Genomic DNA, 26536 nt, shown 5'->3' on the forward strand with positions numbered 1-26536 from the left:
GGGGGGGGGGGGGGGCCGGGCGGGCGCGGGGGGCCCCGCCCAGGGGTCCTCGTGGATCAGCTCTTCGAGAGTGCTCCGTAGCGGAACTTGAACGACGCGTCGAGCGTGTCCTCGGTCCCGTCGACGCCCGTGCCGACGACCGCGACCTGGGCTCCCTGGAGGTACGGGACGGTCGAGAGGTCGGCGGCGACCTTCTCCTGGATCTCCTCGATGAGGGCCGTGCGGGCTGCCGCGTCGGGCGTGGCTGCCTGCTGGAGGATCAGGTCGTTGACCTCCTGGTCGTCGTAGTGGTTCGCGAGGAAGTTCTCCTGGAGGAAGAACGGCGTGAGGTAGTTGTCGGCGTCCGAGTAGTCCGGGAACCAGCCGAGCTGGTACGCCGGGTAGACGTCGGCCGTGCGGTCCTTGGCGTACTGGACCCACTCGGTGGTCTGCAGGTTGACCGTGAACAGGCCGCTCTTCTCGAGCTGGTCCTTGATGAGCGCGTACTCCTCGCCGGACGACGGGCCGTAGTGGTCGTTGCTGTACTGCAGGTCGAGCACGACGGGGACCGTGACTCCCGCTGCCTCGAGCGCGGCCTTGGCCTTGTCGGCGTCGGCTCCGCCCTGCCCGTCGCCGTAGAGCTCCTTGAGGGGCTCGACCGCGCCGGTCAGGCCCGCGGGGACGTACGAGTACAGCGGCGTGTAGGTGCCCTTGTAGACCTGGGTCGCGATCTCCTCGCGGTCGATCAGGTCGGCGACGGCCTGGCGCACGGCGAGGGCCTTGGCCGGGTCCGCGCCGTCGGCCTTGGCGCCGTAGGGCTGGGAGTCGAAGTTGAACGTGATGTAGCGGATCTCGCCGCCGGGCCCGTCGACGACCTTGACCTTGTCGTTGCCACGGAGGTCGTCGATGTCGGTCGCGGACAGGCTGCGGAAGGCAACGTCGATGTTGCCCTCCTGGATGTCCAGCTTCAGGTTGGAGGCGTCGGTGTAGTACTTGGTGTTGACCTTCGGGGTCTTCGCCTCGCCGAGCACGCCCTGGTAGTCGGGGTTGGCCTCGTAGGAGATGAGGTTGTTGAAGTCGTACTTGGCGATCGAGTACTGCCCGGCGAACGCCTTGCCCGCGACGATGTCGGCGTCCGGGGTCAGCGCGTCGGCCGCGAACACCTCCTCGTCGACGATGGGGCCGGCGGGGCTCGACAGGATCTGCGGGAAGACCTGGTCGTCGGGCGACTTGAGCGTGAAGACGACGGTCGTCTCGTCGGGGGTCGCGACGCTCTCCAGGTTGTAGAGCAGCGAGGCGGGGCCGTTCTCGTCGTTGATCGCGACCTGACGGTCGAACGTGAACTTCACGTCGGAAGACGTGAGGTCGTGGCCGTTGGCGAACTTCAGGCCCGGCTTGAGCTTGACGGTGTACTCGGTGGGTGCGGTGAACTCGGCGGACTCCGCGATGTCGGGCTCGACGTCCGGGCTGCCGTAGGGGGTGTTGAGCAGGAACGGGAACACCTGGTTCATGACCGCGAACGACCCGTTGTCGTAGGAGCCGGCCGGGTCGAGCGTCGTGACCTTGTCGGTCGTGCCGATCGTCAGCGCGCCTCCTGCGCTCGCGTTGCTGCTGCCGCCGTCCTCGTTCGTCCCGCTGCCGCTGCCGCACGCCGTGAGCGTGAACGTCACGACGGCGATGCCTGCCGTTGCGGCGAGGAGCCGCTTCCTCGAAACGGTCGTCATCCGTCACACCTCTTCTTCACCGGTCATGAGGTGGGTGCGCGGTGGCGCTCCCACGGCCTGGTTCTGCGACCAAGGTCCGTGATGTCTAACACACTGTTGTTTCGGTCAAGCACCCCGGAACGGCTCTGCACGGCGGTTCCGGACATCTTGTTACCGGGTCGTAACCCCCGGCGCCACATGGTGAGACGGATCACAGCCGTGAAGTTACCGGGGAGTACGTTCCGGTGCGTCACGGCCTTTTCGTGGCGGCGGCGGCCGCTGCGCGGGCACGCCCGCTCCAGGCTGCCAGCGCTGTCACTCGCGGGGCGCGCTCACCGCCAGGACGTCCCCTGCCCGACGCCGGAGCCGGGCTCGGGCGACCCCGTCGCCTCGTCGGGAGCGGGGGTCGGCCCGTGGTCCTCCGCAGGGACGTCGGACGCGCTCCCGGCGCCGGCCCCCTCGACGGCGGGCTCGGCCGACGGTCCCGACGACAGCTCGCCGCCCGACCCGGCCACCCCGCCCGACCCGGCCACGTCCCCGGTCGCCTCACCACCCGCGGTGAGCTCCGCCGTCGGGCCGGATGCCGGTGCGCTCCCCGCAGCGGGCGCCGCCGCGGCCTCCGCGACCACCGGGGCCGTGGCCCCCGCGCCCAGCACCGACCCTCCCGTGACGACCACACCCGCCGCGACCGCCTGCGCGCGCAGGTCCGCGAGCTCGCGCGCGACCGACCGGACCCCGAAGCCCGAGACCACGTGGATCGACCCTGCGACGAACGCGTACAGCCCGAACACGACGACCGTCAGGCTCAGGACGTCGTCCGCGTCGACGGGGCGCGTCACGAGCAGCAGGCCGAACAGCGTCGAGACGATGCCGAACGTCAGCAGCCACGGCCACCCCAGGTCCCGGTTGCGCACGAGCCCGGCCGCGCCGACGATCGCCGTGATCCCCAGCACCAGGACCCACACGACCAGGACGTAGTACAGCGCGGTCACGCTGAGGTCCGGCCAGAACATGACCGCGGCGCCGAACAGCAGGTTGACGGCCGCCTGCGCGAGCCACCACGTCCACCCGACCTGCTTGCGGTGCGCCAGGCCCTGGACAGCGACGAGGACCGCGTCCGCCACGAGGAAGATCCCGAACACCCAGCGCAGCGTCTCGAGCGCCTCGAGCGGCTGGATCATGAGCAGCAGGCCGAGGACGACCAGGAGCAGCCCGCGCACCACGGGGAGCCACCAGACGTTCTTGAACGCGTTGAGCGGCTCGGGGATCTCGACCGTGTCCTGCCCCTTGCGCCTGCTGCGGACCATGAGCCACCACCGTTCCTCGTGCGCCGCCCACCCCACCCCGCGCCGGGGCGAGCGCCCTCGGCGCGCCTGCCGGGATGGGAGCGCTACCTGCGTTCATCCTGCTGGAGGTTGGTCACACTCGCCCGGCGAAGCGGGCCGGACAACGGGAGCAAGCGGGCAAATCACCCGGGAGAAAGTGGCGTAATACCGCGCCTCTCGGGACCTCCCGCCCTAGACTCGCAAGCATGTCTGCGCGTGCTCACGACCCGGCCGGTCCTCCGGCGACGGCGGAGCCACGCCCCCACGTCCACGAGGTCGGGTCGTTCGAGACGACCGAGCCCGCGACCCCGGACCCGCGCTCGTTCCGCGCGTTCCTGGCGACCCCGCGCGCGGTCGGGGACGGGACGGACCCCACGGTCCAGATCGTCGACACCCCCGAGGCGCGCGTGCGCCACCCGAGCGACCTCGTCGGGATCGTGCTGTGCGCGCTGGGGGTCGCGCTCGTCATGTTCATGTCCGTGTACGCGCACGGCACCACGGCGGGCGTGGCAGAGGACGTCCAGGGGTTCTCCGACCTCCTCGCCCGGATCCTCTTCATCCCGGTCGCGGTCCTCGAGGGGCTCGTGACCCTCGCGATCCCCACCGCGGTCCTCATCGAGCTCGGCATCCGCAAGCTCGGCCGTCAGGTCGTCGAGTCGATCGCCGCGGCCGCGCTCGGCATGCTGCTGGGCATCGCCATGACGTACTCGGTCGTGACCTTCGGGTCCGACGACCTGATCCAGGGGCTGTCGGTCCGCATCCGGGGCGAGTGGCAGCTCAGCATCCCCGGCTACGTCGCGGCGATCAGCGGCCTGCTGACCGCGGCCGGCCCTCGCACCCGACGCCGCGCGGTCGCCTGGTCCTGGAACCTCCTGTTCATCGCGCTCGGCGTCGTCCTCATCACGGCCCAGGTCTCGCTGCCCGGCGCGATCATCACGCTCCTGCTCGGCCGGATCGCCGGCAACGCCGTCCGCTGGGTCTCCGGGGTGCGCAGCGAGCGCGCCTACGGCCCGCACCTGGTCGACGGCGTGCGGCGGGCGGGCTACTCGCCCACGGCGCTCGTGCGCGTGCGCGACGTGTCCCAGCCCGCGGAGCTCGCCGAGGCGGCCGAGGACCCCATCACCGAGGTCAACGCCGACGGCGAGATCACGGGCGAGGTGCACGTCGGCGTCGTGCGCATCGCCGGCTCGGACGAGGAGTCGGCGCTCACCGCGGACGCGCGCATCACCGCCGACCACTTGTCCGGCGCCCTCGGCGAGGGGGTCAGCGAGCCCGCCGAGGCCCCGTCGGACCCCGCGGCCATCGCCCTGACCCGCTCCGGGGACAACCGCGTCTACGCGATGTTCACCGAGGACGGCGTGCGCCGCGACGTCGTGGTGCTCGACGGCGACCGCCAGGTCGTCGGCTTCATCACGCGGTTCTGGCGCTCGCTGCGCCTGCGCGGCATCGAAGGACGCGCCGCGATCTCGCTCAAGGCCGTGGCCGAGCGCACCGCGCTGCTCGCCTACGCGGCCCGCGCCGCAGGCGTCCGGACGCCCCGCCTGCTGGGCGTCGCCGAGGCCGACGACTCGATGATCCTGGTCCAGGAGCACGCGGTCGGCGCGGTCTCGCTGCGCGACCTGCCCGACGACGAGGTCACCGACGCCGTCCTCACCGAGGCCTGGCACCAGATCCAGCTCGCGCACGACGCGGGGCTCTCGCACCGCGCACTGACCTCCGACGTCATGCTCGTCAGCCGGGGCGAGCCGGGCGGCGCCTCGACGCACCCCGCAGGGACGGGCACGGACCCCGCGTCGGCGACCGTCGACCTCCGCCCCGAGGGCGCCGAGGCCGGCCCCGACGACTCCGAGGTCAAGGTCTGGCTCACCGGCTGGGAGCAGGGAGACATCGCGTCGTCCGAGCTGTCGCGCCGCATGGACCTCACGCAGATGGTCGCGCTCCTCGCGCTCCGCGTGGGCGCACAGCGCGCCGTGGCCTCGGCCGTGAGCGTGCTGCCCAACGAGGACATCGCGGCGATCGGGCCGCTCCTCCAGTCGATCGCGCTGCCCGTGAGCACGCGTGAGGAGATGCGCGCCAACAAGGAGCTGTTCAAGGACCTGCGGGCTGCGCTCGTCGAGCGCCTGCCGGAGACCGACGTCGAGCCCCAGCGCATCACCCGCTTCGGGGCCAGGACGATCATCACGCTGACCCTGACGATCGTCGCGGTGACCGTGGTCGTCACGACCATGAACTTCCAGCAGATCACCGAGGCCGTCTCCCAGGCCAACCCCTGGTGGGCCGTCATCTCGTTCGCGCTGGGCATCCTCACCTGGTTCGGGGCGGCCCTGACGTTCGTGGCGTTCTCGCCCGTCAAGCTGCCCATGATCCGGGCGACGCTGACACAGATGGCCGGGTCGTTCGTGGCTCTCGCGGCCCCGGCCGGGATCGGTCCTGCTGCGCTCAACCTGCGCATGCTCACCAAGCGGAACGTCTCGACCCCCATGGCCGTCGCGACCGTGGCACTGGTCCAGGTGTCGCAGTTCGTCATCACGATCCTGCTGCTGGTCGTCCTGTCGATGACCGCTCGTTCCGGCGGCCTCATCAAGCTGCCCTCGACCACCGTGCTGCTCGCGATCACGGGCGTCGCGCTCGCCGTGATCGCGACGCTGCTCGTCCCGGCCGTCCGGCGGTGGGTGCTCGCGAAGATCCGGCCCACCGTCCAGCAGGTCTGGCCGCGACTGTCCGAGATGCTGAGCCAGCCGGGGCGTCTGGCCCTCGGCTTCGGCGGGAACATCATCATGACGCTCGGCTACGTGCTCGCGTTCGACGCGGCCCTCGCGGCGTTCGGCCAGGAGCTCGCGCTCGTCGACGTGGCCGTGATCTACCTGGTCGGCAACGCGGCCGGCGCCGCGGTCCCGACCCCCGGCGGCCTGGGCACGATCGAGATCGCCCTGACCGCGGGGCTGACCGCTGCCGGCATCCCCCCCGCGATCGCGACGTCCGCGACGATCCTCTTCCGCGTCGCGACCTACTGGGCCCGCATCCCGATCGGCTGGGCCGCGATGCGCTTCCTGCAGCGCAAGGGCGACCTGTAGCGCGGCCTCCCGGCCACCCGACGCCCTACCCCTGCAGCACCACCGCCGAGCCCTGCCCCCCGCCGCCGCACAGCGCGGCCGCCCCCACGGCGTCGCCGCCCAGCGCCGCGAGCCGCCGCGCCAGGTGACCGACGATGCGCGCGCCGGACGCCCCGATGGGGTGCCCGAGCGCGATGGCCCCACCGTTGGCGTCGACGATCGCGGGATCGATCCCCAGCAGGTCCACCGACGCGAGGGCCACGACCGCGAAGGCCTCGTTGATCTCGACCGCGGACAGCTCGCCGACCTCGAGCCCGGCCCGGGCGCAGGCCGCGAGGATCGCGTTCGCGGGCTGTGCGTGCAGCGAGACGTCGGGACCCGCGACGAGCGCATGACCCAGGATGCGGGCGCCCGAGAGCCCACGCCGCTCTGCCTCCTCGTCGCTCACGAGCACGAGCGCCGCGGCACCGTCGGAGATCTGCGAGGCGTTCCCGGCCGTGATGGTGCCGTCCTCGCGGAAGGCCGGGCGCAGCCGCGCCAGGACCTCGACCGTGGTGTCGGCGCGCACACCGTCGTCGGCCTCGACGAGCCTCCCGGATCGCCCAGGGGTCTGGAACGGCGCGATCTCGCCCCGCAGGAAGTCCGCCGCTGCGTCGGCCCGCGCGTGCGACGACGCCGCGAACGCGTCCTGCTCCTCCCGGCTGATCGCGAACCCCTCGCCGTGCCGCTCGGTGCTGAGGCCCATCGAGTCCTGCTCGAACGCGTCGCGCAGCCCGTCGTGCGCGAGCGTGTCGATCAGGGTCACGTCGCCGTACTTCTGGCCCGCTCGCGACCCGACCCACGCGTGCGGCGCGAGGCTCATGGACTCCTGCCCCACGGCCACGACGACCTGGGCCTCGCCCGCGGTGATGAGCCGGTGCGCCTGCACCACGGCCTCCATGCCGGACAGGCACACCGCGTTGAGCGTCATCGCGGGCACCGAGTAGGGCACGCCCGCGCCGACGGCGGCCTGCCGCGCGGGGTTCTGCCCGGCGCCGCCCTGGAGCACCTGTCCGGCGAGGACGAGCTCGACGTCGTCGGGCGCCATTCCGGCGTCCGCGAGCGCCGCGCCCAGCGCGTGCGCCCCGAGCGTCGCGGCGGGCACGGTCGCGAAGGCCCCGTTGAATCGCACGAAGGGGGTGCGTGCGTACCCCACGATGACGGTCATGCTTCCTCCTGGTGTCCTGCGCGGGTCGGGGTGCGGGTGGTCGCCCCGGCGGGGGCGTCCGGCACCGCCAGCCCGACGACGTAGGTCGCCTCGGTCGCGTCGCGCACCTCGTCGAGGGTCACGCCGGGCGCGACGGCACGGAGGACGAGGCCGCGGCGCAGGCCGGTCGCGTCCGCCCCGGCAGCACCGGGGCCGAGGTCGACGACGTCGAAGACCGCGCGGTCCGTGATGATCCGGTCCACGACGCCCTGGCCCGTGAGCGGCAGCCCGCACGCGTGCCGGAGCTTGGGCGACCCGTCGCGCGCCACGTGGTCCATGAGGACGACGATGCGCGGCGTGCCCGCGACGAGGTCCATGGCCCCGCCCATGCCCTTGACGAGCTTCCCGGGCACGGTCCAGTTGGCGAGGTCGCCCGTCTCGGAGACCTCGAGCGCGCCGAGGATCGCGATGTCGACGTGCCCGCCCCGGATCATGGCGAAGGACGTCGCGGAGTCGAAGTAGCTCGCGCCCGGCAGGGCCGTGACGGTCTGCTTGCCCGCGTTGATCAGGTCGGCGTCCTCCTCGCCGTCGAGAGGGAACGGCCCGATCCCCAGCATCCCGTTCTCGCTCTGCAGCGTGATCGAGACACCGGGCGGCAGGTGGTTCGCGACGAGCGTGGGGATGCCGATCCCGAGGTTCACGTAGTCGCCGTCGTGCAGCTCGGCCGCAGCGATCGCGGCCATCTCGTCCCGGTCCCAGGGCATCTCAGGCCTCCCGTCCTGCGGCGGGCACCGGGCCGGCGGCCTCGGCACTCCTGCTCGATCCGGCGCCGTCCCCGCCCGCCGCGGGCGCGGCAACCCCGTCCGCAGCGCCGCGAGCCCGCACCGTGCGCTGCTCGATGTCCTTGACCCGCGGCCGCGCGGGCACGAGCCGGTCGACGAAGATCCCGGGCGTGACCACGACGTCGGGGTCGAGGGGCTCGTCGGTCAGGATCTCGGCCTCGACGACCGTGACGCGGCCGGCCGTCGCGACGAGCGGGTTGAAGTTCCGTGCCGTGAACCGGTAGGTGAGGTTGCCGTAGGCGTCCGCCCGGTGGGCGTGCACCAGCGCGAGGTCGGCGACGATGCCGCGCTCGAGGACGTAGCGACGCCCGTCGAACTCCTCGACGGGCTTGCCCTCCGCGACGGGTGTCCCCACGCCCGTCGCGGTGTAGAACGCGGGGATGCCCGCACCACCCGCGCGCAGCCGCTCGGCGAGCGTGCCCTGCGGGACGAACTCGACCTCGAGGTCGCCGTCGAGGTACCGCTGCGCGAACAGCTTGTTCTCCCCCACGTAGGACGAGAGGACCTTGTCGACCTGGTCGCTCTCGAGCAGCAGCCCGAGCCCCTTGCCGTCGACGCCCATGTTGTTGGACACCACCGTCAGGCCCCGCACCCCCGAGTCGCGCACGGCCTCGATGAGGTCGGCCGGGATGCCGCACAGCCCGAACCCGCCGACGGCGATCGTCATCCCGTCGTGCAGCAGGTCGTCGAGCGCGGTGGCCGCGTCGGGGTAGCCCTTGGCACCCTGCGGGTCGCTCCTCGCGTCTCGTCGAGGCCGAGCGTCGTCGCTCGGCGGCCGGGTTCCGTCGGTCGTCATGTCGGCCTGCTTCCTGTGCGGAGAGGGTCCGGGTCCGTGCGCCGGGCCGCGTCGGCCCGCCGCAGCACGGCCTCGGCGTGCCGGAGCGAGGGGCCGTCGATCATCACGCCGTCGTGCACGAACACGCCGTCGTGCCCGCGTGCGGCGGCCAGCAGCGAGCGGGCCGCGGACACGTCGCCGGGGGGCGGCGCGTAGGCCGCCCGGATCACGGGGACGTGCGACGGGTGGATGCACGCGGTCGCGGCGAACCCGACGGCCGCGGCGTCGAGGGCCTCGTCGCGCAGCCCGTCGAGGTCGTCGATCGCGAGGTGCACCGCGTCGATCGCGGCGACGCCCGCGGCCCCCGCGGCGAGCAGCACCCCGGAGCGTGCGGCCCGTGCGACGTCCCGGTAGCTCCCGTCGGCGAACCTGCTCGACGTCCCGCCGAGCGAGGCGACCAGGTCGTCGGCGCCCCACATGAGCGCGACGACCCCCGGGCGCCGGGCCAGCTCGGGCGCGGCCAGCACGCCCGCGGCCGTCTCGCACAGCGCGACCACGCGCAGCCCGCCGAGGTCGAGCGGCAGCCGCTCGTCGGCCTTGGGCACCATGACGGTCCGGTAGGCGGTGCGGGCGAGCGCGGCCAGGTCCGCGAGGTGCTCGGGGGTCCCGACCGCGTTGACCCGCACGATCGTCCGCGACGGGTCGAGGGGCTCGGCGAGCAGCGCCTCGCGGGCAGCGGCCTTGCGGTCGGGTGCGACCGCGTCCTCGAGGTCGAGGATCACGGCGTCGGCGCGGTCGAGGGCCTTGCGGTACCGGTCGGGCCGGTCGGCGGGGCAGAAGAGGAGCGCGGGCCCCAGGTCGAAGGTCGTCACGAGGGACCGTCCCCCTGCCCGACGGCGTCGCCCGCCACCGGGCCCGGCTCGCCCCCGGTGGTGGTGGCCGCCTCGTGCGCGGCGCGCATCCACACGAGCGCCGACCGCACGGCCCGCGCGACGAGCACGCCGTCCTGGTTGTGGCCGCGGTGCTCGAACGTCACGACGCCCTGCCCGGGCCGCGACGCGGACGGCCGCTTCTCCAGGACCACGGTCGAGGAGTACAGGGTGTCGCCGTGGAACATCGGGTGCGGGAACGCGACCTCGGCGAACCCGAGGTTGGCGACGATCGTGCCCTGCGTGAGCTGCGCGACCGAGGCCCCGACGAGCGTCGAGAGCGTGAGCATCGAGTTCACGAGGCGCTGCCCGAACGGCTGGGTCGCGGCCCACGCGGCGTCGAGGTGGAGCGACTGCGTGTTCATGGTCAGCGTCGTGAACAGGACGTTGTCGGCCTCGGTCAGCGTGCGCCCCGGACGGTGGACGTAGCGGACCTCGGTCTCGAGCTCGTCGTGGTAGAGCCCGCGCTGCTCGATCTCCCGCATCCTGCGCTCCTTCCTGCTGGTCTGATGTGCGTCCCGGGTGCCGAGAACGAGGTTGCGGTCGTTCTGGCCGGCATATCGACCTCGACCTCGTTCTCGAGTGCGCGGAACCTCGTTCTCGGCCCCGGGCCCGTCGACGGTTCGACGGTCGACAGGGGTTAACCCGGGGTTAAGTCGTCACCGTCACCCCGGCCACGTCCTCACGCCGTGAGCCCCAGCCCTCGCGCGATGATCATGAGCTGCACCTCGGACGTCCCCTCCCCGATCTCGAGCACCTTGGAGTCCCGGTAGTGGCGGGCCACGGGGTTCTCGTTGAGGAACCCGTAGCCGCCGAAGATCTGCGCGGCGTCGCGCGCGTTGGCCATGGCGGCCTCGCTGCCCACGAGCTTCGCGATCGACGCCTCGACCTTGAACGGCACGTCGTTCGCGAGCCGCGACGCCGCGTCGTAGTAGCAGAGCCGCGCCTGGTGGACGCGGGCCGCCATGCGCGAGAGCGTGAACGCGATGTGCTGGTTCGAGCCGATGTCGCGGCCGAACACGTTGCGCGTCCGCGCGTACCGCAGCGCCTCCTCCAAGCACCCCTGCGCCGCCCCCGTCGCGAGCGCGGCGAACGCGATGCGCCCCTCGTCGAGCGCGTGCAGGAAGTTCGCGTACCCGCGCCCCTGCTCGCCCAGGAGGTTCGCCTCGGGGACCCGGACGTCCTCGAACGTCAGCGGGTGGGTGTCGGACGTGTGCCACCCGACCTTGTCGTACGCCGGCCCGACCGTGAACCCCTTCGTCCCCGAGGGCACGAGGATGCACGACAGCTCCTTCTTCACGGTCCCGTCGACCCGGGTCTCCTCGCCCGTTACCGCGGTGACCGTGACGACGCTCGTGATGGGCGTCCCGGAGTTCGTGATGAACTGCTTGCTGCCGTCGATGACCCACACCCCGGCGCCGCCGTCCGGCCCGGTCTCGATCCGGGCCGTCGTGCGCGTGGCCCCCGCGTCCGATCCCGCCTCGGCCTCGGTCAGCCCGAACGCCGCGAGCGCCCGGCCCGTGACCAGGTCCGGCAGCCACCGCTCTCGCTGCGCCGCGGTCCCGTGCCGGGCGATCGGCATGATCCCGAGCCCGACGCCGGCCTCGAGCGTGACCGCGATGCTCTGGTCGACGCGCGCGAGCGCCTCGACCGCGAGGCACAGCGACAGGTAGTCCTTGCCCTGGCCACCGTGCTCGACCGCGAAGGGCAGGCCGAACAGCCCCAGGTCGCCCATCTCGCGGATGATGTCGAGCGGCAGGCGGCGCTCGGTGTCGTACGTGTACGCGGCGGGCGCGACGACGGTGTCCGCGAACTCGCGCACGGTGTCGCTGAGCTTGCGCTGCTCGTCGGTGAGCTCGGTGTTCATGGCGCTCCTGGGGTGTGGGAGGGGACCGCGACGGCCGGGGTACCGGCCGGGGTGTGCGTGGTCGGGGTCGGGCGGGCGGGGGTGGCGGGCTCGCCTGCCGCGACCACCGCGGGGGCGGACCCGTCCGCCCGGGCGGCGCCGTCGTCGGGCACCTGGTCGACGCGCGCGACCACCTCGTCGCGGCGCACCAGGTCTCCCGGGCGGACCGTGAGCCGCACGACGCCCGCGTGCGGGGCGGTCAGCGGGTGCTCCATCTTCATGGCCTCGACCGTGACGAGGACCGTGCCCGCGGCGACGGTCTCGCCGTCCGCGACGGCGACCGTCACGACCGTGCCGGGCATGCCCGCGCGGACGTCGGGACTGGTGGGGCCCTCGGGGCCGCCGGGGCGGGCGACGGCGCGGAGGGCGAGGAGCTCGGCGCGCGTCGGGACGGCGACCTGGACCACTCTGCCCTGGCGCGCGAGCCACACGCTCGCGTCGGCGGGGTCGGTCGCGAGGTGCACGGTCTCGCCCACCCCGTCCACGACGTAGCGCCATGCGTGCGCGTCCCCGGCGACGGGGGCCAGCGCGGCCTGCCGGGCCGGCCCCGGCCGTGGGTCCCCGTCCACGTGCACGACGGCGTCGCTCGCATCTCCCGTCACGGTCACCTCGCGGGGTGCACGCGTCGGGGTCGTGGTGCCGGGCGCCGTGTCGACCAGGGTGACCCTGCGTGGGCGCGGCGCGGCGTTGAGACGCCAGCCGTCGTCGGCACCCCACGGGCCGGTCGCGTGCGGCGTCGCGCCCCGGGAGCCGAGTGCGCGCGCCGCGAGCGAGAACAGCGCGACGGCCACGAGGTCGTCCTCGGTCGCGGTCCCCGGGGGCACTCCCCCCGCCGCCACGAACCGCTCGATCAGCCCCGTGTCGAGGTCGCCGGACCGGACGTCCGGGTCCCCGAGGAGTGCCCGCAGGAAGCCGATGTTGGTGTCGACCCCCAGGACGAGCGTCTCCGCGAGCAGGCGGTCGAGGCGGTCGAGCGCCTGGTCGCGGTCGGCGCCGTGCGCGACGGCCTTCGCGAGCAGCGGGTCGTAGTCGCCCCCGACGCGCAGCCCCTCGGTGAGGCTGCTGTCGAGACGCCACCCCTCGCCGTCGGGCTCGGTGAGCGCGAGGACCTCGCCCGTCGCGGGCAGGAACCCGCGGGCCGGGGACTCGGCGTAGATCCGCGCCTCGATCGCATGGCCCCGCAGCGCGACGTCCTCCTGCGCGAACCCCAGCGCCTCCCCCGCCGCGACGCGCAGCTGGGCCTCGACCAGGTCGAGGCCCGTGACCATCTCGGTCACGGGGTGCTCGACCTGCAGGCGCGTGTTCATCTCGATGAAGAAGAACGTGGTCGGGTCGTCGGCGGGCACGAGGAACTCGACCGTCCCGGCGCCCTCGTAGTCCACGCTGCGCGCGACCTCGCACGCGGCGGCCCCGATCCGGGCACGGGTCGCGGCGTCGAGCAGCGGCGACGGCGCCTCCTCGACCACCTTCTGGTGGCGGCGCTGGAGCGAGCACTCGCGCTCCCCCAGGTGCACGACGGCGCCGCGCGAGTCCGCGAGCACCTGCACCTCGATGTGGCGCGGCCGGGCGACCAGGCGCTCGACGAGCAGCGTGCCGTCGCCGAACGACCGGCTCGCGACGCGTCGGGCGCTCGTGAGCGCGGCCGGGAGGTCGTCGGCCGACGTCACGACCTGCATGCCCTTGCCGCCGCCCCCCGCGGAGGGCTTGACCAGCAGCGGGAAGCCGACGTCGCGCGCGGCCCGCACGAGCGCCTCGTCGTCGAGCGCTCGGCCCGTCGCGGGGTCGCGGCCCGTGCTGCCCGGCACGACCGGGACCCCGCGCGCCGCGACGATCTCCTTGGCCGTGATCTTGTCGGCCATGGCCTCGAGCGCCGCGACGCTGGGCCCGACGAACACGATGCCCGCGTCTGCGCAGGCCCGCGCGAGCTCGGGGTTCTCCGACAGGAAGCCGTAGCCGGGGTGGACCGCGTCGGCGCCCGTGGCGCGGGCCGCGTCGATGATCGCGGGCACGCTCAGGTACGACTCGGCCGCGGGGGCCGGGCCGATCCGCACCGCGACGTCGGCGAGGGACACGTGGCGCGCGCCGGCGTCGGCGTCGCTGTGGACCGCGACCGAGCGGATGCCGAGGCGCCGCAGCGTGGCGATGATGCGGCACGCGATCTCGCCGCGGTTGGCGACGAGGACCGTGCCGAAGGGGCGCCGCGCCGCGGACGAGTCGTCCGAGCTGGGCCGGTCCGTCACGGCGTAGTTGTCAGAACCTGGCCGGGGCATACCCCGGCTCGCTTCTGACAACTGGTTGGTGGTGTGCTGCGGGAGCATGGCCCTCACATCCTGAAGAGCCCGAACCGCGGGCCCTCGGTCGGGGCCAGAGGCGTGCGGGCGCACACGTCGAGCGCGAGTCCCAGCACGCGGCGCGTGTCGGCGGGGTCGATGATGCCGTCGTCCCAGAGCCGGGCCGTCGCGTAGTACGGGTCGCCCTGCTCCTCGTAGCGCGAGCGGATGTCCTCGCGGAACGCGGCCTCGTCGTCGGGCGCCCACTGCTCGCCCCGCGCCGCGAGCTGGTCGGCCTTGACCGTCGCGAGCACCGACGCGGCCTGCGGGCCGCCCATGACCGAGATCCGGCTCGCGGGCCACGACCACAGGAAGCGCGGCGAGTACGCGCGACCGCACATCGAGTAGTTGCCCGCCCCGAACGACCCGCCGACCACGACCGTCAGCCTGGGCACGCGCGTCGTCGCGACGGCCGTGACCATCTTGGCGCCGTCCTTGGCGATCCCCCCGGCCTCGGCGTCCGTGCCGACCATGAACCCCGAGATGTTCTGCAGGAACACGAGCGGGATGCCGCGCTGGTCGCACAGCTCGACGAAGTGCGCGCCCTTGAGCGCCGACGGGCTGAACAGGACCCCGTTGTTCGCGACGATCCCCACGGGGTGCCCGTGCAGGTGCGCGAACCCCGTGACCAGGGTGTCGCCGTACTCGCGCTTGAACTCGTGGAACACGCTGCCGTCGACGAGCCGCGCGACGATCTCGCGCGCGTCGTAGGACGCCTGGACGTCGACCGGGACCGCGCCGTACAGGCCCTCGCCGGGCCCGCCGGGCTCGTCCTGCCCGACGGCGGGCGGTGCGCTCTCCTGCACGGCCCACGCGGGCGCGGGGTCGGGCGGGAGCGTCGAGACGATGCGGCGCACGATCGCGAGCGCGTGCTCGTCGTCGTCGGCGAGGTGGTCCGTGACCCCCGAGCGCCGAGCGTGCATCTCACCGCCGCCCAGCTCCTCGGCCGTGACGACCTCGCCGATCGCGGCTTTCACGAGCGGCGGGCCACCCAGGAAGATCGTGCCCTGGTTGCGGACGATCACCGTCTCGTCGCTCATCGCGGGCACGTACGCGCCGCCCGCGGTGCACGAGCCCAGGACCGCCGCGATCTGGGGGATGCCCGCGGCCGAGAGCCGGGCCTGGTGGTAGAAGATCCGGCCGAAGTGGTCGCGGTCGGGGAAGACCTCGGCCTGGAGCGGCAGGAACGCGCCGCCCGAGTCGACCAGGTAGATGCAGGGCAGCCGGTTCTCGAGCGCGATCTCCTGGGCCCGCAGGTGCTTCTTGACCGTGAGCGGGTGATACGTGCCCCCCTTGACGGTCGCGTCGTTGCACACGACCAGCACCTGGCGGCCCTCGACCAGGCCGATCCCCGCGATCACGCCCGCGCCGGGCCACTCGCCGCCGAACAGCCCCTCGGCCGCGAGCGGCGCGATCTCCAGGAACGGGCTGCCCGCGTCGAGCAGGTGCTCGACGCGCTCGCGCGGCAGCAGCTTGCCCCGCGCGACGTGCCGGGCACGGGACTGCTCGGGGCCGCCGAGCGCGGCACGGGCCGTGCGCTCGCGCAGCCCGGCGACGAGGGCACGCTGGTCCGCGTCGTTGGCCCGGGCGCTCGCGGAGGCCGGGTCGACGGTCGTCCCCAGGACGTCGCCCACGCCCGGCGGGCGCGTGGTCGGCAGGGTCGCGGTCACGAGGCCGCCCCCGTCCTGGGCGCGGCCGGGGTGCCCGGGTCGCCCGGGTCGCCCGGGTCGCCCGGGTCGCCCACGAGCAGCAAGGCGAGCGCCGGGTCGGCGAGCAGCGCGCCGAGCTCGGCGAGGAAGCGGGCGCCCTGCTCGCCGTCGACCACACGGTGGTCGAACGACAGGCTCAGCGTCACGACGTCGCGCAGCGCGACCTGCCCCTCGTGCTCCCACGGGCGGCGTCGTACGGCCCCGACGCCCAGGATCGCGGCCTCCCCCGGGACCAGGATCGGCGTCCCGGCGTCGACGCCGAACACCCCGACGTTGGTGATCGTGATGGTCCCGCCCGTCAGCCGCTCGGGCGCGGTGCGTCCGCTGCGGGCCGTCGCGGTGAGGTCCGCGAGCACCTCGGCGAGGCTCGTGAGCCCGAGCGTGTGCGCGTCGGGCACGTGCGGCACGACGAGCCCTCGCTCGGTCGCGACCGCTATCCCCAGGTGCACGCGCGGGCTGTGGACGATCTCGGCGCTCCCGTCCGGCAGGTCCTCCCACCGGCTGGCGAGCGACGGGTGCCGCGGCAGCACGACGCACAGCGCCCGCGCCACGAGCGCCAGGACCGTGATGCGCGCCCCGCGGGCGAGCGGGTGGGTCCGGAGCCGGTCGAGGAGCTCGGTGCTGGGCGTGACGTCGACCGTGAGGAAGACGGTCGCCTGGGGAGCGGTGAACGCGCTCGCGACCATCGCGGCGGCGGTGTGCTTGCGCACGCCGCGCACGGGGGTGCGGGTCTCGCTCTCGCGTCGCGCGTCCCGGCCCGACGACGTCGCCCCCGCCCCGTGGTCGGGCGCGGCAGGCGCGCGGTCCGCGTCGGGCGGGGGGAAGGTGCCGGCGCGGCGGGCTGCCGCGCGGGCCAGCCCGGACTGACCGAGGATGTCGCGCAACGAGGTCGGCGCGAAGCGCCCCGTCGTGCGGAGATCCGACTCGTCGTCGTGGCCGTCGCCCCCGGTGGCGTCCTGCCCCGTCGTCGCGCGGTCGGTCGCCTGCGGCCGCCGGTCCGCCCTCTGTTCGGTTCCGGCCCCCGGGCTGTCGCCGGCCGCCGTCTGTGCACAGCTCACGGCCGCGAGGACGTCCTCGCGGGTCACGAGACCGCGGGCGCCGGTCCCGACAACCCGTTCGAGATGGACCCCGAGGAGCTTGGCGAGCCTGCGCACGGGCGGGGTGGAGCGCGGTCGCTCGGTCGGGACGGGCGTGGCGTCGTCCGGGACGGTGCCCGCACCCGCACCCGCACCCGTGATGATGCCGGTGCCGACGCCTGCGTCAGTCCCGGTGCCGGTACCGGGACGCGGCCCGTGCTCCGGCTCGCTCGTCGAGATCGGGCTCGTGGGGGTTCCGACAGTGCTCCCGACCCCCGTTTGCCCGATCTCGATCGCGGCGCGAGCGGGAGCGCGCCGGGCACGTCGCGCGGGGCGGCCCGACCGCTCCGGCCGCGCCCCGTAGCCGACGAGGTTCGGCTGGGGCGCCTCGTCGGCGAGCTCCCCGTCGCCGTCGGCCGAACTGTCCGCGGACGCCCCGCCGTCGGGCACCTGGCCCGTCACGCCACCGCCACGCGCACGCCTCGCGGACGCACCGCCGTCGGGCACCCGACCCGCCGACCCACCTGACGAGGGCGTGCCTCCGGGCGCCTCACCCTCGTCCGGGACCTCGAACGTGACGAGGGGTTCGCCGACGTTGACCGTCTGCCCCGGCTCGGCGTGCAACGCCGTGACGACGCCTGCGTAGGGCGACGGGAGGTCGACGAGCGCCTTGGCGGTCTCGACCTCCGCGATGACCTGGTTGAGCTCGACCCGGTCGCCCGCGGCGACGTGCCAGCTCACGAGGTCGGACTCGGTGAGGCCCTCGCCGAGGTCGGGGAGTCGGAACTCGCGCGTGCTCATCACCGTGCCGCCCCCTCGAACGCCGGGCTGCCGGACTCGTCGTACGCCCCGCGCCCCAGGACGCGGTCCACGCCGTCGAGCAGGCGGTCGAGGTCGGGGACCTGGTGCTGCTCGAGCTTGGCGGGCGGGTAGGGGACGTCGTGCCCCGTGACCCGGAAGGGCGCGGCCTCCAGGTGCTCGAAGCAGCGCTCGGTCGCCGCCGCGGCGACCTCGGCGCCCAGGCCCGCCTGGTGCGGGGCCTCGTGCGCGACGACGAGCCGGCCCGTCTTGCGGACCGACGCCGCCACGGTCGCGTGGTCGATGGGCGAGAGCGAGCGCAGGTCCACGACCTCGATCGACACGCCCTCGTCGGCGGCCGCGACCGCCGCGTCGCGGGCCGTCGTCACGAGCGACCCGAACGTCACGAGCGTGACGTCGGTGCCCGGCACCACGACGCGCGCTGCGTCCATGGGCGGTGCCGAGCGGAGGTCGGCCGCCTCGTTGACCTCGCCCTTGAGGTGGTAGCGACGCTTGGGCTCGAAGAACACGACCGGGTCGTCGCACGCGATGGCCTGCTGGAGCACGGTGTACGCGTCCTGCGGGTCGGAGACGGTCACGACGCGCAGTCCGGCGGTGTGCGCGAAGTACGCCTCGGGCGACTCCGAGTGGTGCTCGGCGGCACCGAGCCCCCCGCCCACGGGGATACGGATCGTGATCGGCAGGCGCACCGCCCCGCCCGTGCGGGCGTGCATCTTGGCGAGCTGGGACACGATCTGGTCGAACGCGACGTACACGAACCCGTCGAACTGGATCTCGCACACGGGCCGGTAGCCGCGGTACGCGAGGCCCACGGCCGTGCCCAGGATGCCCGACTCGGCGAGCGGGGTGTCGAGCACGCGGCGCGGCCCGAACTCCTTCTGCAGCCCGTCGGTCACGCGGTACACGCCACCGAGCCGGCCCACGTCCTCACCCATGACGACGACCTTGTCGTCGTTCGCGAGCGACCTGCGCAGCCCCGCGTTGAGGGCCTTGGCGAGCGTCAGGGTGGTCATCGGGCGCCTCCGGTCGGTGCGTCGGTGGAGCCGGTTCCGGGCTCGTCGGTGCCGGGCTCGGCGACCTCGCCGGGGGCGTCCACGCCGGGCGCCTCGTCCCCGTCGGCGAACCCCTCCAGGTACTGCGCGTACGCGGCGCGCTCGGCCGCGAGCGCCGCGTGCGGCTCGGCGTAGACGTGGTCGAAGATCGTGAGCGCGGACGGGTCCTCGAGCGCGATGCACCCGGCGCGCAGCTCGGCCGCGGCCTGGTCGGCGACGCCCTGGACGCGGGCCTCCTCGGCCTCGGTGAGCAGGCCGAGCCCGGTGAGGTAGGTGCGGTACCGCGCGATCGGGTCGCGGCCGGCCCAGGTCTCGAGCTCGGCGGGGTCGCGGTAGCGCGTGGGGTCGTCAGCCGTGGTGTGCGGGCCCATGCGGTATGTTACGGCCTCGATGAACGTGGGGCCGCCGCCCGTGCGGGCGCGGTCGAGGGCTTCGCGCGTCACGGCGAGGACCGCGAGGACGTCGTTGCCGTCGACGCGCACGCCCGGGAGGCCGAACCCCGCGGCGCGGTCGACGAGCGGCACGGTCGACTGGAGCGTCACGGGCTCCGAGATCGCCCACTGGTTGTTCTGGCACAGGAAGACCACGGGGGCTGCGTAGGTCGCGGCGAAGACGAACGCCTCGTTGACGTCACCTTGGCTCATGGCGCCGTCGCCCAGGTAGGCGACCGCGACGGAGTCGGCGCCGTCGTTCTGGACGCCCATGGCGTAGCCCGTCGCGTGCAGGGTCTGGGCGCCGATGATGACCTGCGGCGTGGCCATGTTGACCGCGTACGGGTCCCAGCCCGACGCCGTCACACCGCGCCACACCCGCACGAGGTCGACGAGCGCGACGCCCCGCGTGTACGCCACGGCGTGCTCGCGGTAGCTCGAGAACACGAAGTCGTCGGTGCGCAGCGCCCTGCCGGACCCGATCTGCGCGGCCTCCTGGCCCAGCAGCGGGGGCCACAGCGCGAGCTCGCCCTGCCGTTGGAGGGCCGTGGCCTCGGCGTCGATCCGACGCACCACGACCATGTCCTCGTAGAGGCGCAGCGCGAGCGCGGGGTCCGCGTCGAGGCCTTCGAGCCACCGGTCCTGCTCCGCCGATCCGTGGCGTTCCCCGGTCTCGTCGAGCACCTGGACGACATCCTGAGTCGTCCGGGTCTCGGCGCGGCTGTCCACCGTGCTGGGCGTCATCGCGTCACCTCGCGTCTGCTCCCGTGCTCGTCGTCGAGCACCCCGGTCCTCCCCGTCGAGCACCGGATACCGCGAACGTAACCCCACCCCGCACATGGCTCCAGTCATCACGAGAACGCTGGTCAGTGTGCTGCGCATCACAGGGATAGGCTGAACAATGTGCGCAGCTACGATGCCGTCGACCTCGATCTCCTCGTCGCGCTCGCGAAGGACCCGCGCGGCACCATCGTCGCGCTGGCCGAGCGCCTGCGGCTCTCCCGGAACACGGTGCACGCGCGCATGGCCCACCTCGAGGAGGCCGGGGCCTTCCTGGACTTCGACCGGCGCATCAGCCCGGAGTTCCTGGGGCACCCGCTGACGGCGTTCATCGAGGTCGAGGTCAAGCAGAAGGAGCTGAGCCGCATCGTGGCGACGCTCGCGGAGATCCCCGAGGTGCTCCAGGCGCACGGACGCTCGGGCACGTCGGACCTGCGGGTCCTGGTCGCGTGCCGCACCACGGACCACCTGTTCCGCATCGACGCCGCGATCCTCGCGATCGACGGTGTCGAGCGCACCGAGACCTCGTTGTCGATGGGCGAGCTCATCCCCTACCGCGTGCGGCCCCTGATCGAGCGGGCGCGCAAGACCCTCTGACAGGGAGCTCGCCAGGCCGACGACGGACGGCCAGGTCCCGCGCACCGGCGGCCGGGCGGCCGGGTGGCCTGGCTCGTCGGCAGTCGGACGGGCGCGCGTGAGCGCGAGCGTGGTCGTGGTCGCGCCGTGGCGAGGCGGCCTCAGCCGGGTTGTGACGCTGCTCGCCGAGCAGGATGCTCGCCCGGTCGGCGGGGAGTGGATGGCGGCCGACGGAGGCCTTGACGAGCAGCTTCGGCTGGTCGGGAACGGCGTTCGCTGAGCGGGAGCCACTCCCGCTCAGCCGAACACCCCCGACACAAGCCCCTGGGCCGAGCGGGACCAGGGCTGCGGAGGGGCAGCGCCGAGAGGGGGCCGCAGTCCTCGACGAGCAGGTTCGGCCCCTCAGGAACAGCGTTCGCTGAGCAGGAGCCGCGCCCGGTCAGCCGAACGCCCCCGACACAAGCCTCGGCCCAGCGTGGGCAGCTCAGCGGGAAGCGCCCCGCCGGAAGCAGCGCGCCCCCACCACCGGCGGCCCGGCCCCGCCCCTACCGCAGGTCGCGCAGGTACGCCGCAGCGCCGTCGAACGCGGCCATGCGCCGCTCGTAGTAGACCGCGAGGATCAGCAGCAGCCCGCCCGCGGCGGTCAGCGTGAGCATCCACGGCCCGGCCGAGATGGCTGTCCCGAGCTGGCTCACGAACACCACGAGGATCTCGACCGGGAGCACCACGACCCCCAGGACGAACGGGGCCGCGAGGTGGAAGCGCGTCCCTACCAGCACGGCGGCGAGCGCGAGCCCGACCACGAGCACGGCCCGCCAGGTCCGGGCGTCGGTGTACGTCGCGAGGACCGAGGGACCCAGTGTCGCGGCGATCCCGACCGCGAGCGTGCGCCACGAACCGACGAACCCGACCGGCCAGTCCGCGAGCCGCGCCACCGGCACGAGCCCGGTCGCGGGCCCGGCACCAGCACCGGCCGACGTGCCCGACGACGCCACGAACGCCAGGTACCCGGCAACCAGCAGACCCGCCCCCAGGGGCAGCGAGAAGACCTCGACACGCAGCTCGCGCGGGGACCACGCGCCGATCGCGGTGACGAGCGCGAGCCCCCACACGAACCACGCCGGGGGCCAGCGCAGGTCCTCGGGCGCCGTCGCGTGCAGCGCCTGACGCACGGTGTGCACGACGAGCACCAGGAGCACGACCTCGAGCGACCAGGTCAGGACGATCGCGGTCCAGCTCTCGCCGACCGCGGCCACGGGCCCGACGACGGCGAGCACCATCGCAGGCGCGGCCCACCACCGCCGCGCCGAGGGGGCGAGCGCGAGGTGAGCGACGTCGTCGGGCCCGGTGCCCGTCGCCCCTGGCCCCGTGGACGCCGCCGACACCGTCCGGTGCCCCGCGAGCGCCGCGAGCCCAGCCCCCGCCGCGGACCACGCGAGCGCCCCGAGATAGGTCGCCGTCGGGTCGCCACCGCCCGAGGCCGCGACGAACCGCAGGGCGGCGGCCAGGCCCCCGACCGACGCGAGCACCGCGGCGAGCGACAGGTACGTCGCGGCGTCGCGCGCCCACGACGCGCTGACGCGGGCGCCACGGGCCGCGAGCCGCCGCGCGACCTCACCACCGATGACGAGCACGAGCCCCAGGCAAAGGAGCGCAGGGTTGCGCCACGGGCCGGCGTCGGGCAGGAGGATCGAGACGAGGAGCGACGGCACCACGAGCAGCGCCAGGCCCCCCGCGACCAGGCGTCGCCCGCCCGGCCCGCGACGCGCGAGGATCCCCCCGACGACGACCGCCGCGAGCGCGGGCGGCGTGGTGTACGCCTCGACCAGGCCGACCCCGAGCAGGCTCAGCAACGACCACAGCGCCCCGACCCACAGCGCGGCCGCGAGCCACCAGACCCAGCGGCGGTCGGGCCGACCCGCGACGACCGCGGCACCGGTCCCCAGGACCAGGAGGACGATCATCGCGGTCTCGGGCCCTGCCGAGACGCGCACCAGGGAGAGCAGGACCGCGACCGCGGCCGTGACGAGCGTGCTGACCTCGACCACGCGGCCGACCGCCCCGGTGTGCGCGTCCGGGAGCCCGCGCGCACCGAGGGACGCGACGGCCTGCGGGACGGCCACGGCCGCAGCAGCCGTGAGGATCGCGACGAGCGGGAGCACGACGGGCGACCCGCTGCCCGGGACGAGCTCCGCACCCAGGCACACGAGAACGACCGAGGCCGTCGGGAGCAGGAGCCCGGCCGCCGCGACCCGCACCGCGCGCGTCATCCCGGGGCGTCGCGTCAGGACCAGGACGGCCTCGAGCGCGAGCATGGTCGCGGCAGCAGCGGCCGACCAGAAGCTGCGCTCCTCGAGGACCGTGGCCACGCCCAGGAGGAACGGCACCGACGTCGTGACCAGGACCGCCCACCACGAGGGACGGTCGACGACCCGCAGGCGGGTCACGACGATCGCCACGACCGAGGCCGTGACCGACACGACCGCGAGCGCCTCGACCCCGGTGAGCCCCACCCAGCCGAGGGTCATGCCCAGGACCAGGAGCGCGTACCCGTAGCCGAGCCCCACGAGGTACGGGCGGACCCCCGCGGGCACGACCCGGCGCGCGAGCAGCAGGAGCCCCAGCACGACGGCGCCGCCCAGGACCGCGGTCGGGCGCGCCGACCAGGACACGACGGCCGCCATGCCCGTCAGGGCGAACACGCCCGTGAGCACCGGGGCCGACCACGGGGCCCGGCGCGCCGCTGCCCACCGGTCGGCGAGCACGACGAGCGCCAGGGCCAGGGCGGCGAGCAGCCCGGACGACGTGACCGCGGCCCACGCCGGGTGCAGCGCGGTCCCTGCGAGCAGGAAGAGCACGACCCACGGCAGGCTTGCGCGGGCGCCCGAGCCGAGCCACGTCCCGAGGCGGAGGACGCTCACGCCGAGGAGGGCCAGGGCGAGGGCCCCGACCCCGACGAGCGCGGCCGTCGTCGTGGCGTCGTCGAACATCCCGCCGTGCGCGAGCGGGGCGTCGGTGAACGACCACTGCGGACCTGCGGCACGGGCCGACGTGAGCGCGAGCAGGACCCGTGAGGCCAGGTACCCGACGGCCGGGAGGGTCGCCGCGGCGAAGACCGCGAGCGCTCCCGTCACGAGCGCCTCGCGCGTCCGCGCGGAGGCCCGCGCGGCCGTCGCGGCCGCGACCAGGGCGGCCCCGGCGACGAGCCCGGCGACCGGGGCCAGGCCGATCGACCATGTCGCGTGCCCGACGCCGAGGAGCACCGCCGCGAGGACCGCCACCGCGCCCGTGACCCACCACCAGAGCCGCTGCCCCGTGCACCGGGCCAGGATCGCGGCCGTCGCCGCACCGCCGACCATGAGCAGGGCCGCGCCGCTCCACCCCGGGAGCCACGAGACCGGCGGGACGGCGAGGCCGACGAGGAGAGCGGTCGGGTACACGAGGTAGCGCGCAACCTGGAGCACGGTCGTCTCGGCGACGAGACGGGAGCCGAGCCTGGCCCCCGAGACGCGCGCGACCGGCAGCTCGAGGAGCGTCACGAGGCAGGCCGCGAGCATGCCGACGGCGGACGCCCCGGACTGCGTCCCGAGGTCCCCGGTCGCACCGCCGGCCACGGCTCCCGCGAGGACCACGGGAACCACCGGCGCGAGGACCAGCCCGGCCGCGCTCCAGGTCCGCATGCGCACCCGGTGCCCGCCCACCAGCAGACCCGCCGAGACCACGAGCAGCAGCAGCCCGCGCGCGAGCGCCGGGTCGGTACCGCCGAGCAGCCCCGCGCTCAGGAAGAGCTCGACGTCGACGAGCAGCAGGACGACGCCGAGCGCACCGATCGACTCGGCCGAGGCGCCCATGCCCCGCAGGCGCAGGAACGCGGCCGCGCCGAGCGCGAGGAACGTGACGACTCCCGTGACGAGCGCACGGACGGCGAGGTCGTCCGCGAGCGTGAAGAAGACGAACACGATGGTCGCGACCGCGAGCAGCCCCGCCCCCGCGCTCGCGAGGATGGGTTGCAGGCCGACGCTCGACCGGGCCGGGGCAGCGGGAGCGGCGGTGTACAGCGGGCGGCCCGCGGCGCCCGCCACGGGCACCGGGGGCGGGCGGCGGGCCGGGGGCTGGGGACGGGCCGCTCCCGGGAGGTCGGTCCCGCCCGGCGTGCTGCTCGGCGGGGAGGCCGTGCCCGTCGTTCCGGTGGGGCGCGGCGAGACCGCCGCGGAGAGAGCCGGCCCCTCCGGACCGGTGACGGCCCCCTGGGCGCGGAGCCGCTCGTCCGCGGACCGCAGGGCGCGCAGACCCGCGGCTCGCTGGTCGAGCGCGGCGGCCGCGTCGCGCGACGCACGCAGCACCTCGACCGCCCACGGCCCCGACAGGACGAGGCCGCACGCCTCGCAGCGGGTCGACGTGAGGACGGTCCCGCACCCGGGGCACGCGTGCTGGTCGCGCAGCCGCTTCGTCGCGACCTCGACCCACTGTTCGCTCATGCGCACATCATGGCGAACTCCCAGGTCAGGCATCGGCCCGTCCCGTGGGGTGTCGGTGTCGATCAGGTGAAGGGGGTGCTCCGCACCAGGTCGTCGTCGGTGTCCGGGTCGACCGTGCCCGTGCCCGCCGCCGGGGGCCGCGCCGCAGCGGGCTCGGACGACAGGCCGTCGTCGCTCGTGCGGCCGGTCCCGCCCGCAGGACCTGAGACGTCCGCTGCGGTCGGCGTGCCCGTCGGCACCGTCACGGCCGCGATCGCGGTCGTGAGCGGGATCGCGAGCACGAGCCCGATCGACCCGACGAGCGTCCGGACGACCTCCTCGGCGATCTCCCCCGAGGTCAGGCTCACGCCGAGCGCCTGGTCGGACAGCCAGACGGCCATGAGCAGCGGCAGGGCCGCCCCCACGTACGCGAACGCGATGGTGTAGACGGTCGAGGCGATGTGGTCGCGGCCGATCCGCATGGCCCGGGTGAAGAGCTCGCGCCGCGACGCGCCCGGGGCGAGCGCGCGCAGCTCCCACACGGTCGAGGCCTGGGTGATCGTGACGTCGTTGAGCACACCCATCCCGGCGAGGACGATCCCGCAGATCGCGATCCCCTGGAGGTCGATCGCCGGGGCGTACGACGGGAGCCAGAGCGCCTCCTCGGACGTGAGCCCCGTGATGTGCGAGGTCCGGGCGCCCCACGAGGCCAGGACCGCGGTCAGCACGAGCCCGACGAGCGTGCCGACCATCGCGGTCGACGTCCGGGCCGTGAACCCGTGGGCCACGTAGAGCACCACGAACATCACGGCCGACGACGTCACGAGGGCCACGTACAGGGAGTTCTGGCCCGAGAGCAGCGCCGGCAGCGTGAACTGGGCGATGACCACGAGGGCCACGGCGAGTCCCGCGAGCGCTGCGAGCCCACGCAGCCTGGCGACCGCGAGCACGAGGACCGCATAGGCGATCGCGAGCAGCGCGATCGGGATGCCGCGCTCGAAGTCCAGGAACACGTAGGGGGTGTCCTCGTCCCCCGCAGCCTGCGCGAGGTGGAGGAGCCGCAACCGGTCGCCGACCTCGAAGCCGTGGTAGATGTACTCGGGCGGCGCGACGACCTCGGTCTCGGTCCCGTCCTCGAGGCGCACCGGGACCAGCCCGGTCTCGACCTCCCCCTCCCCGATCACCTCGCCGGACAGGACGAAGGCCCCCTGGGCGGTCATCGGGATCTGGTCCGGGACGTCTGCACCGCGAGGCCAGAGCGTCACGAGCCCGACGATCGTCAGCACGAGCGCCGGGACGAGGATCGCCGCGAGCACGATCCGTACCTGGCGGGTCGCGGGAGGTGTCGGGCCGTCGCCGTGCCCGTGGGCGTGCCCGTGGGCGTGCGCGTGCCCCCCGCGGTCGGGACCGCTCGGTGCTCGCCGTGCTCGCCTCGTCGGGTGCTGGACGCTCATGGTGCCCTTCGGTCGGATGTCGGGCGCTCACCCGGACCCGCCCACCCTAGAGAATGAGAACAGTTCTCGCTAGCGCTCCACGCCGGGCCCGGCGCACCCAGGGCACGACACAGGCCCGGGGGGGCGGCCCCGGGGGTTCCCCAGTGGGGCGGGG

18 protein-coding genes are annotated in these 26536 nt (G+C 74.3%); 3 read left to right on the top strand and 15 right to left on the bottom strand.

Annotated features, from left to right (window positions below; translation table 11 throughout):
• Window positions 1–56: 56 nt before the first annotated feature.
• Together H9641_RS15645 and H9641_RS15650 are read right to left on the bottom strand one after the other, a co-directional pair.
• Window positions 57–1703 (bottom strand): ABC transporter substrate-binding protein, encoded by a 1647-nt coding sequence (locus tag H9641_RS15645; protein ID WP_191805366.1) that lies wholly within the window; start codon window positions 1701–1703, stop codon window positions 57–59.
• A 311-nt stretch (window positions 1704–2014) separates the two neighbouring features.
• On the bottom strand, window positions 2015–2989 hold the full coding sequence (locus tag H9641_RS15650; protein ID WP_191805367.1) for an HdeD family acid-resistance protein: 975 nt from the start codon (window positions 2987–2989) through the stop codon (window positions 2015–2017).
• Window positions 2990–3213: 224 nt separating this feature from the next.
• Between H9641_RS15650 and H9641_RS15655 the strand changes: the two genes are divergently transcribed.
• On the top strand, window positions 3214–6081 hold the full coding sequence (locus H9641_RS15655; protein WP_191805368.1) for a lysylphosphatidylglycerol synthase transmembrane domain-containing protein: 2868 nt from the start codon (window positions 3214–3216) through the stop codon (window positions 6079–6081).
• Window positions 6082–6106: 25 nt separating this feature from the next.
• Here H9641_RS15655 and H9641_RS15660 read toward each other — a convergent pair whose 3' ends face one another.
• The 11 genes from H9641_RS15660 to pdhA form a co-directional block, all read right to left on the bottom strand.
• The gene (locus H9641_RS15660) at window positions 6107–7267 is read right to left on the bottom strand and encodes an acetyl-CoA C-acyltransferase (protein ID WP_191805369.1); all 1161 of its coding nucleotides are present in this window, start codon (window positions 7265–7267) and stop codon (window positions 6107–6109) included.
• Window positions 7264–8010 carry a 3-oxoacid CoA-transferase subunit B gene (locus H9641_RS15665; RefSeq protein WP_191805370.1) on the bottom strand — a complete coding sequence of 249 codons (747 nt, stop codon included), beginning with the start codon at window positions 8008–8010 and terminating at the stop codon, window positions 7264–7266. Before H9641_RS15665 ends, H9641_RS15660 begins: the two co-directional genes overlap by 4 nt.
• Before the next feature lies 1 nt (window position 8011).
• Window positions 8012–8884, bottom strand: a complete 873-nt coding sequence (locus H9641_RS15670; RefSeq protein WP_191805371.1) for a CoA transferase subunit A — start codon at window positions 8882–8884, stop codon at window positions 8012–8014.
• The gene (locus H9641_RS15675) at window positions 8881–9735 is read right to left on the bottom strand and encodes an HpcH/HpaI aldolase/citrate lyase family protein (RefSeq protein WP_191805372.1); all 855 of its coding nucleotides are present in this window, start codon (window positions 9733–9735) and stop codon (window positions 8881–8883) included. Before H9641_RS15675 ends, H9641_RS15670 begins: the two co-directional genes overlap by 4 nt.
• Window positions 9732–10277: a MaoC family dehydratase gene (locus H9641_RS15680; RefSeq protein ID WP_191805373.1), complete on the bottom strand. Its 546-nt coding sequence runs from the start codon at window positions 10275–10277 to the stop codon at window positions 9732–9734. Before H9641_RS15680 ends, H9641_RS15675 begins: the two co-directional genes overlap by 4 nt.
• 197 nt (window positions 10278–10474) lie before the next feature.
• A complete protein-coding gene (locus H9641_RS15685) occupies window positions 10475–11659 on the bottom strand; it encodes an acyl-CoA dehydrogenase family protein (protein ID WP_191805374.1) in 1185 nt (394 codons plus the stop codon).
• Entirely contained in the window at window positions 11656–14016 is a 2361-nt protein-coding gene (locus H9641_RS15690; protein WP_225220577.1) for an ATP-binding protein, read from the bottom strand. Before H9641_RS15690 ends, H9641_RS15685 begins: the two co-directional genes overlap by 4 nt.
• Before the next feature lie 5 nt (window positions 14017–14021).
• Window positions 14022–15650: a carboxyl transferase domain-containing protein gene (locus H9641_RS15695; protein WP_191805432.1), complete on the bottom strand. Its 1629-nt coding sequence runs from the start codon at window positions 15648–15650 to the stop codon at window positions 14022–14024.
• A 44-nt stretch (window positions 15651–15694) separates the two neighbouring features.
• Window positions 15695–17614 carry a dihydrolipoamide acetyltransferase family protein gene (locus tag H9641_RS15700; protein WP_191805375.1) on the bottom strand — a complete coding sequence of 640 codons (1920 nt, stop codon included), beginning with the start codon at window positions 17612–17614 and terminating at the stop codon, window positions 15695–15697.
• A complete protein-coding gene (locus H9641_RS15705) occupies window positions 17614–18645 on the bottom strand; it encodes an alpha-ketoacid dehydrogenase subunit beta (RefSeq protein WP_191805376.1) in 1032 nt (343 codons plus the stop codon). Before H9641_RS15705 ends, H9641_RS15700 begins: the two co-directional genes overlap by 1 nt.
• Window positions 18642–19859 carry a pyruvate dehydrogenase (acetyl-transferring) E1 component subunit alpha gene (gene pdhA, locus H9641_RS15710; RefSeq protein ID WP_191805377.1) on the bottom strand — a complete coding sequence of 406 codons (1218 nt, stop codon included), beginning with the start codon at window positions 19857–19859 and terminating at the stop codon, window positions 18642–18644. The genes H9641_RS15705 and pdhA overlap by 4 nt, the downstream gene beginning before the upstream one ends.
• Before the next feature lie 159 nt (window positions 19860–20018).
• Between pdhA and H9641_RS15715 the strand changes: the two genes are divergently transcribed.
• The gene (locus H9641_RS15715; protein ID WP_191790132.1) at window positions 20019–20492 is read left to right on the top strand and encodes an Lrp/AsnC family transcriptional regulator; all 474 of its coding nucleotides are present in this window, start codon (window positions 20019–20021) and stop codon (window positions 20490–20492) included.
• 97 nt (window positions 20493–20589) lie between these two features.
• Window positions 20590–20751, top strand: a complete 162-nt coding sequence (locus H9641_RS15720; protein WP_191805378.1) for a hypothetical protein — start codon at window positions 20590–20592, stop codon at window positions 20749–20751.
• A 265-nt stretch (window positions 20752–21016) separates the two neighbouring features.
• Here H9641_RS15720 and H9641_RS15725 read toward each other — a convergent pair whose 3' ends face one another.
• Window positions 21017–24949 (bottom strand): SCO7613 C-terminal domain-containing membrane protein, encoded by a 3933-nt coding sequence (locus tag H9641_RS15725; protein ID WP_191805379.1) that lies wholly within the window; start codon window positions 24947–24949, stop codon window positions 21017–21019.
• Between the two features lie 62 nt (window positions 24950–25011).
• Complete coding sequence (locus H9641_RS15730) at window positions 25012–26382, bottom strand: YibE/F family protein (protein ID WP_191805380.1); 1371 nt, start codon at window positions 26380–26382, stop codon at window positions 25012–25014.
• Between the last annotated feature and the right edge of the window lie 154 nt (window positions 26383–26536).

Origin of the sequence: Oerskovia merdavium, from assembly GCF_014836755.1 — a bacterium.
Lineage (GTDB): Bacteria > Actinomycetota > Actinomycetes > Actinomycetales > Cellulomonadaceae > Oerskovia > Oerskovia merdavium.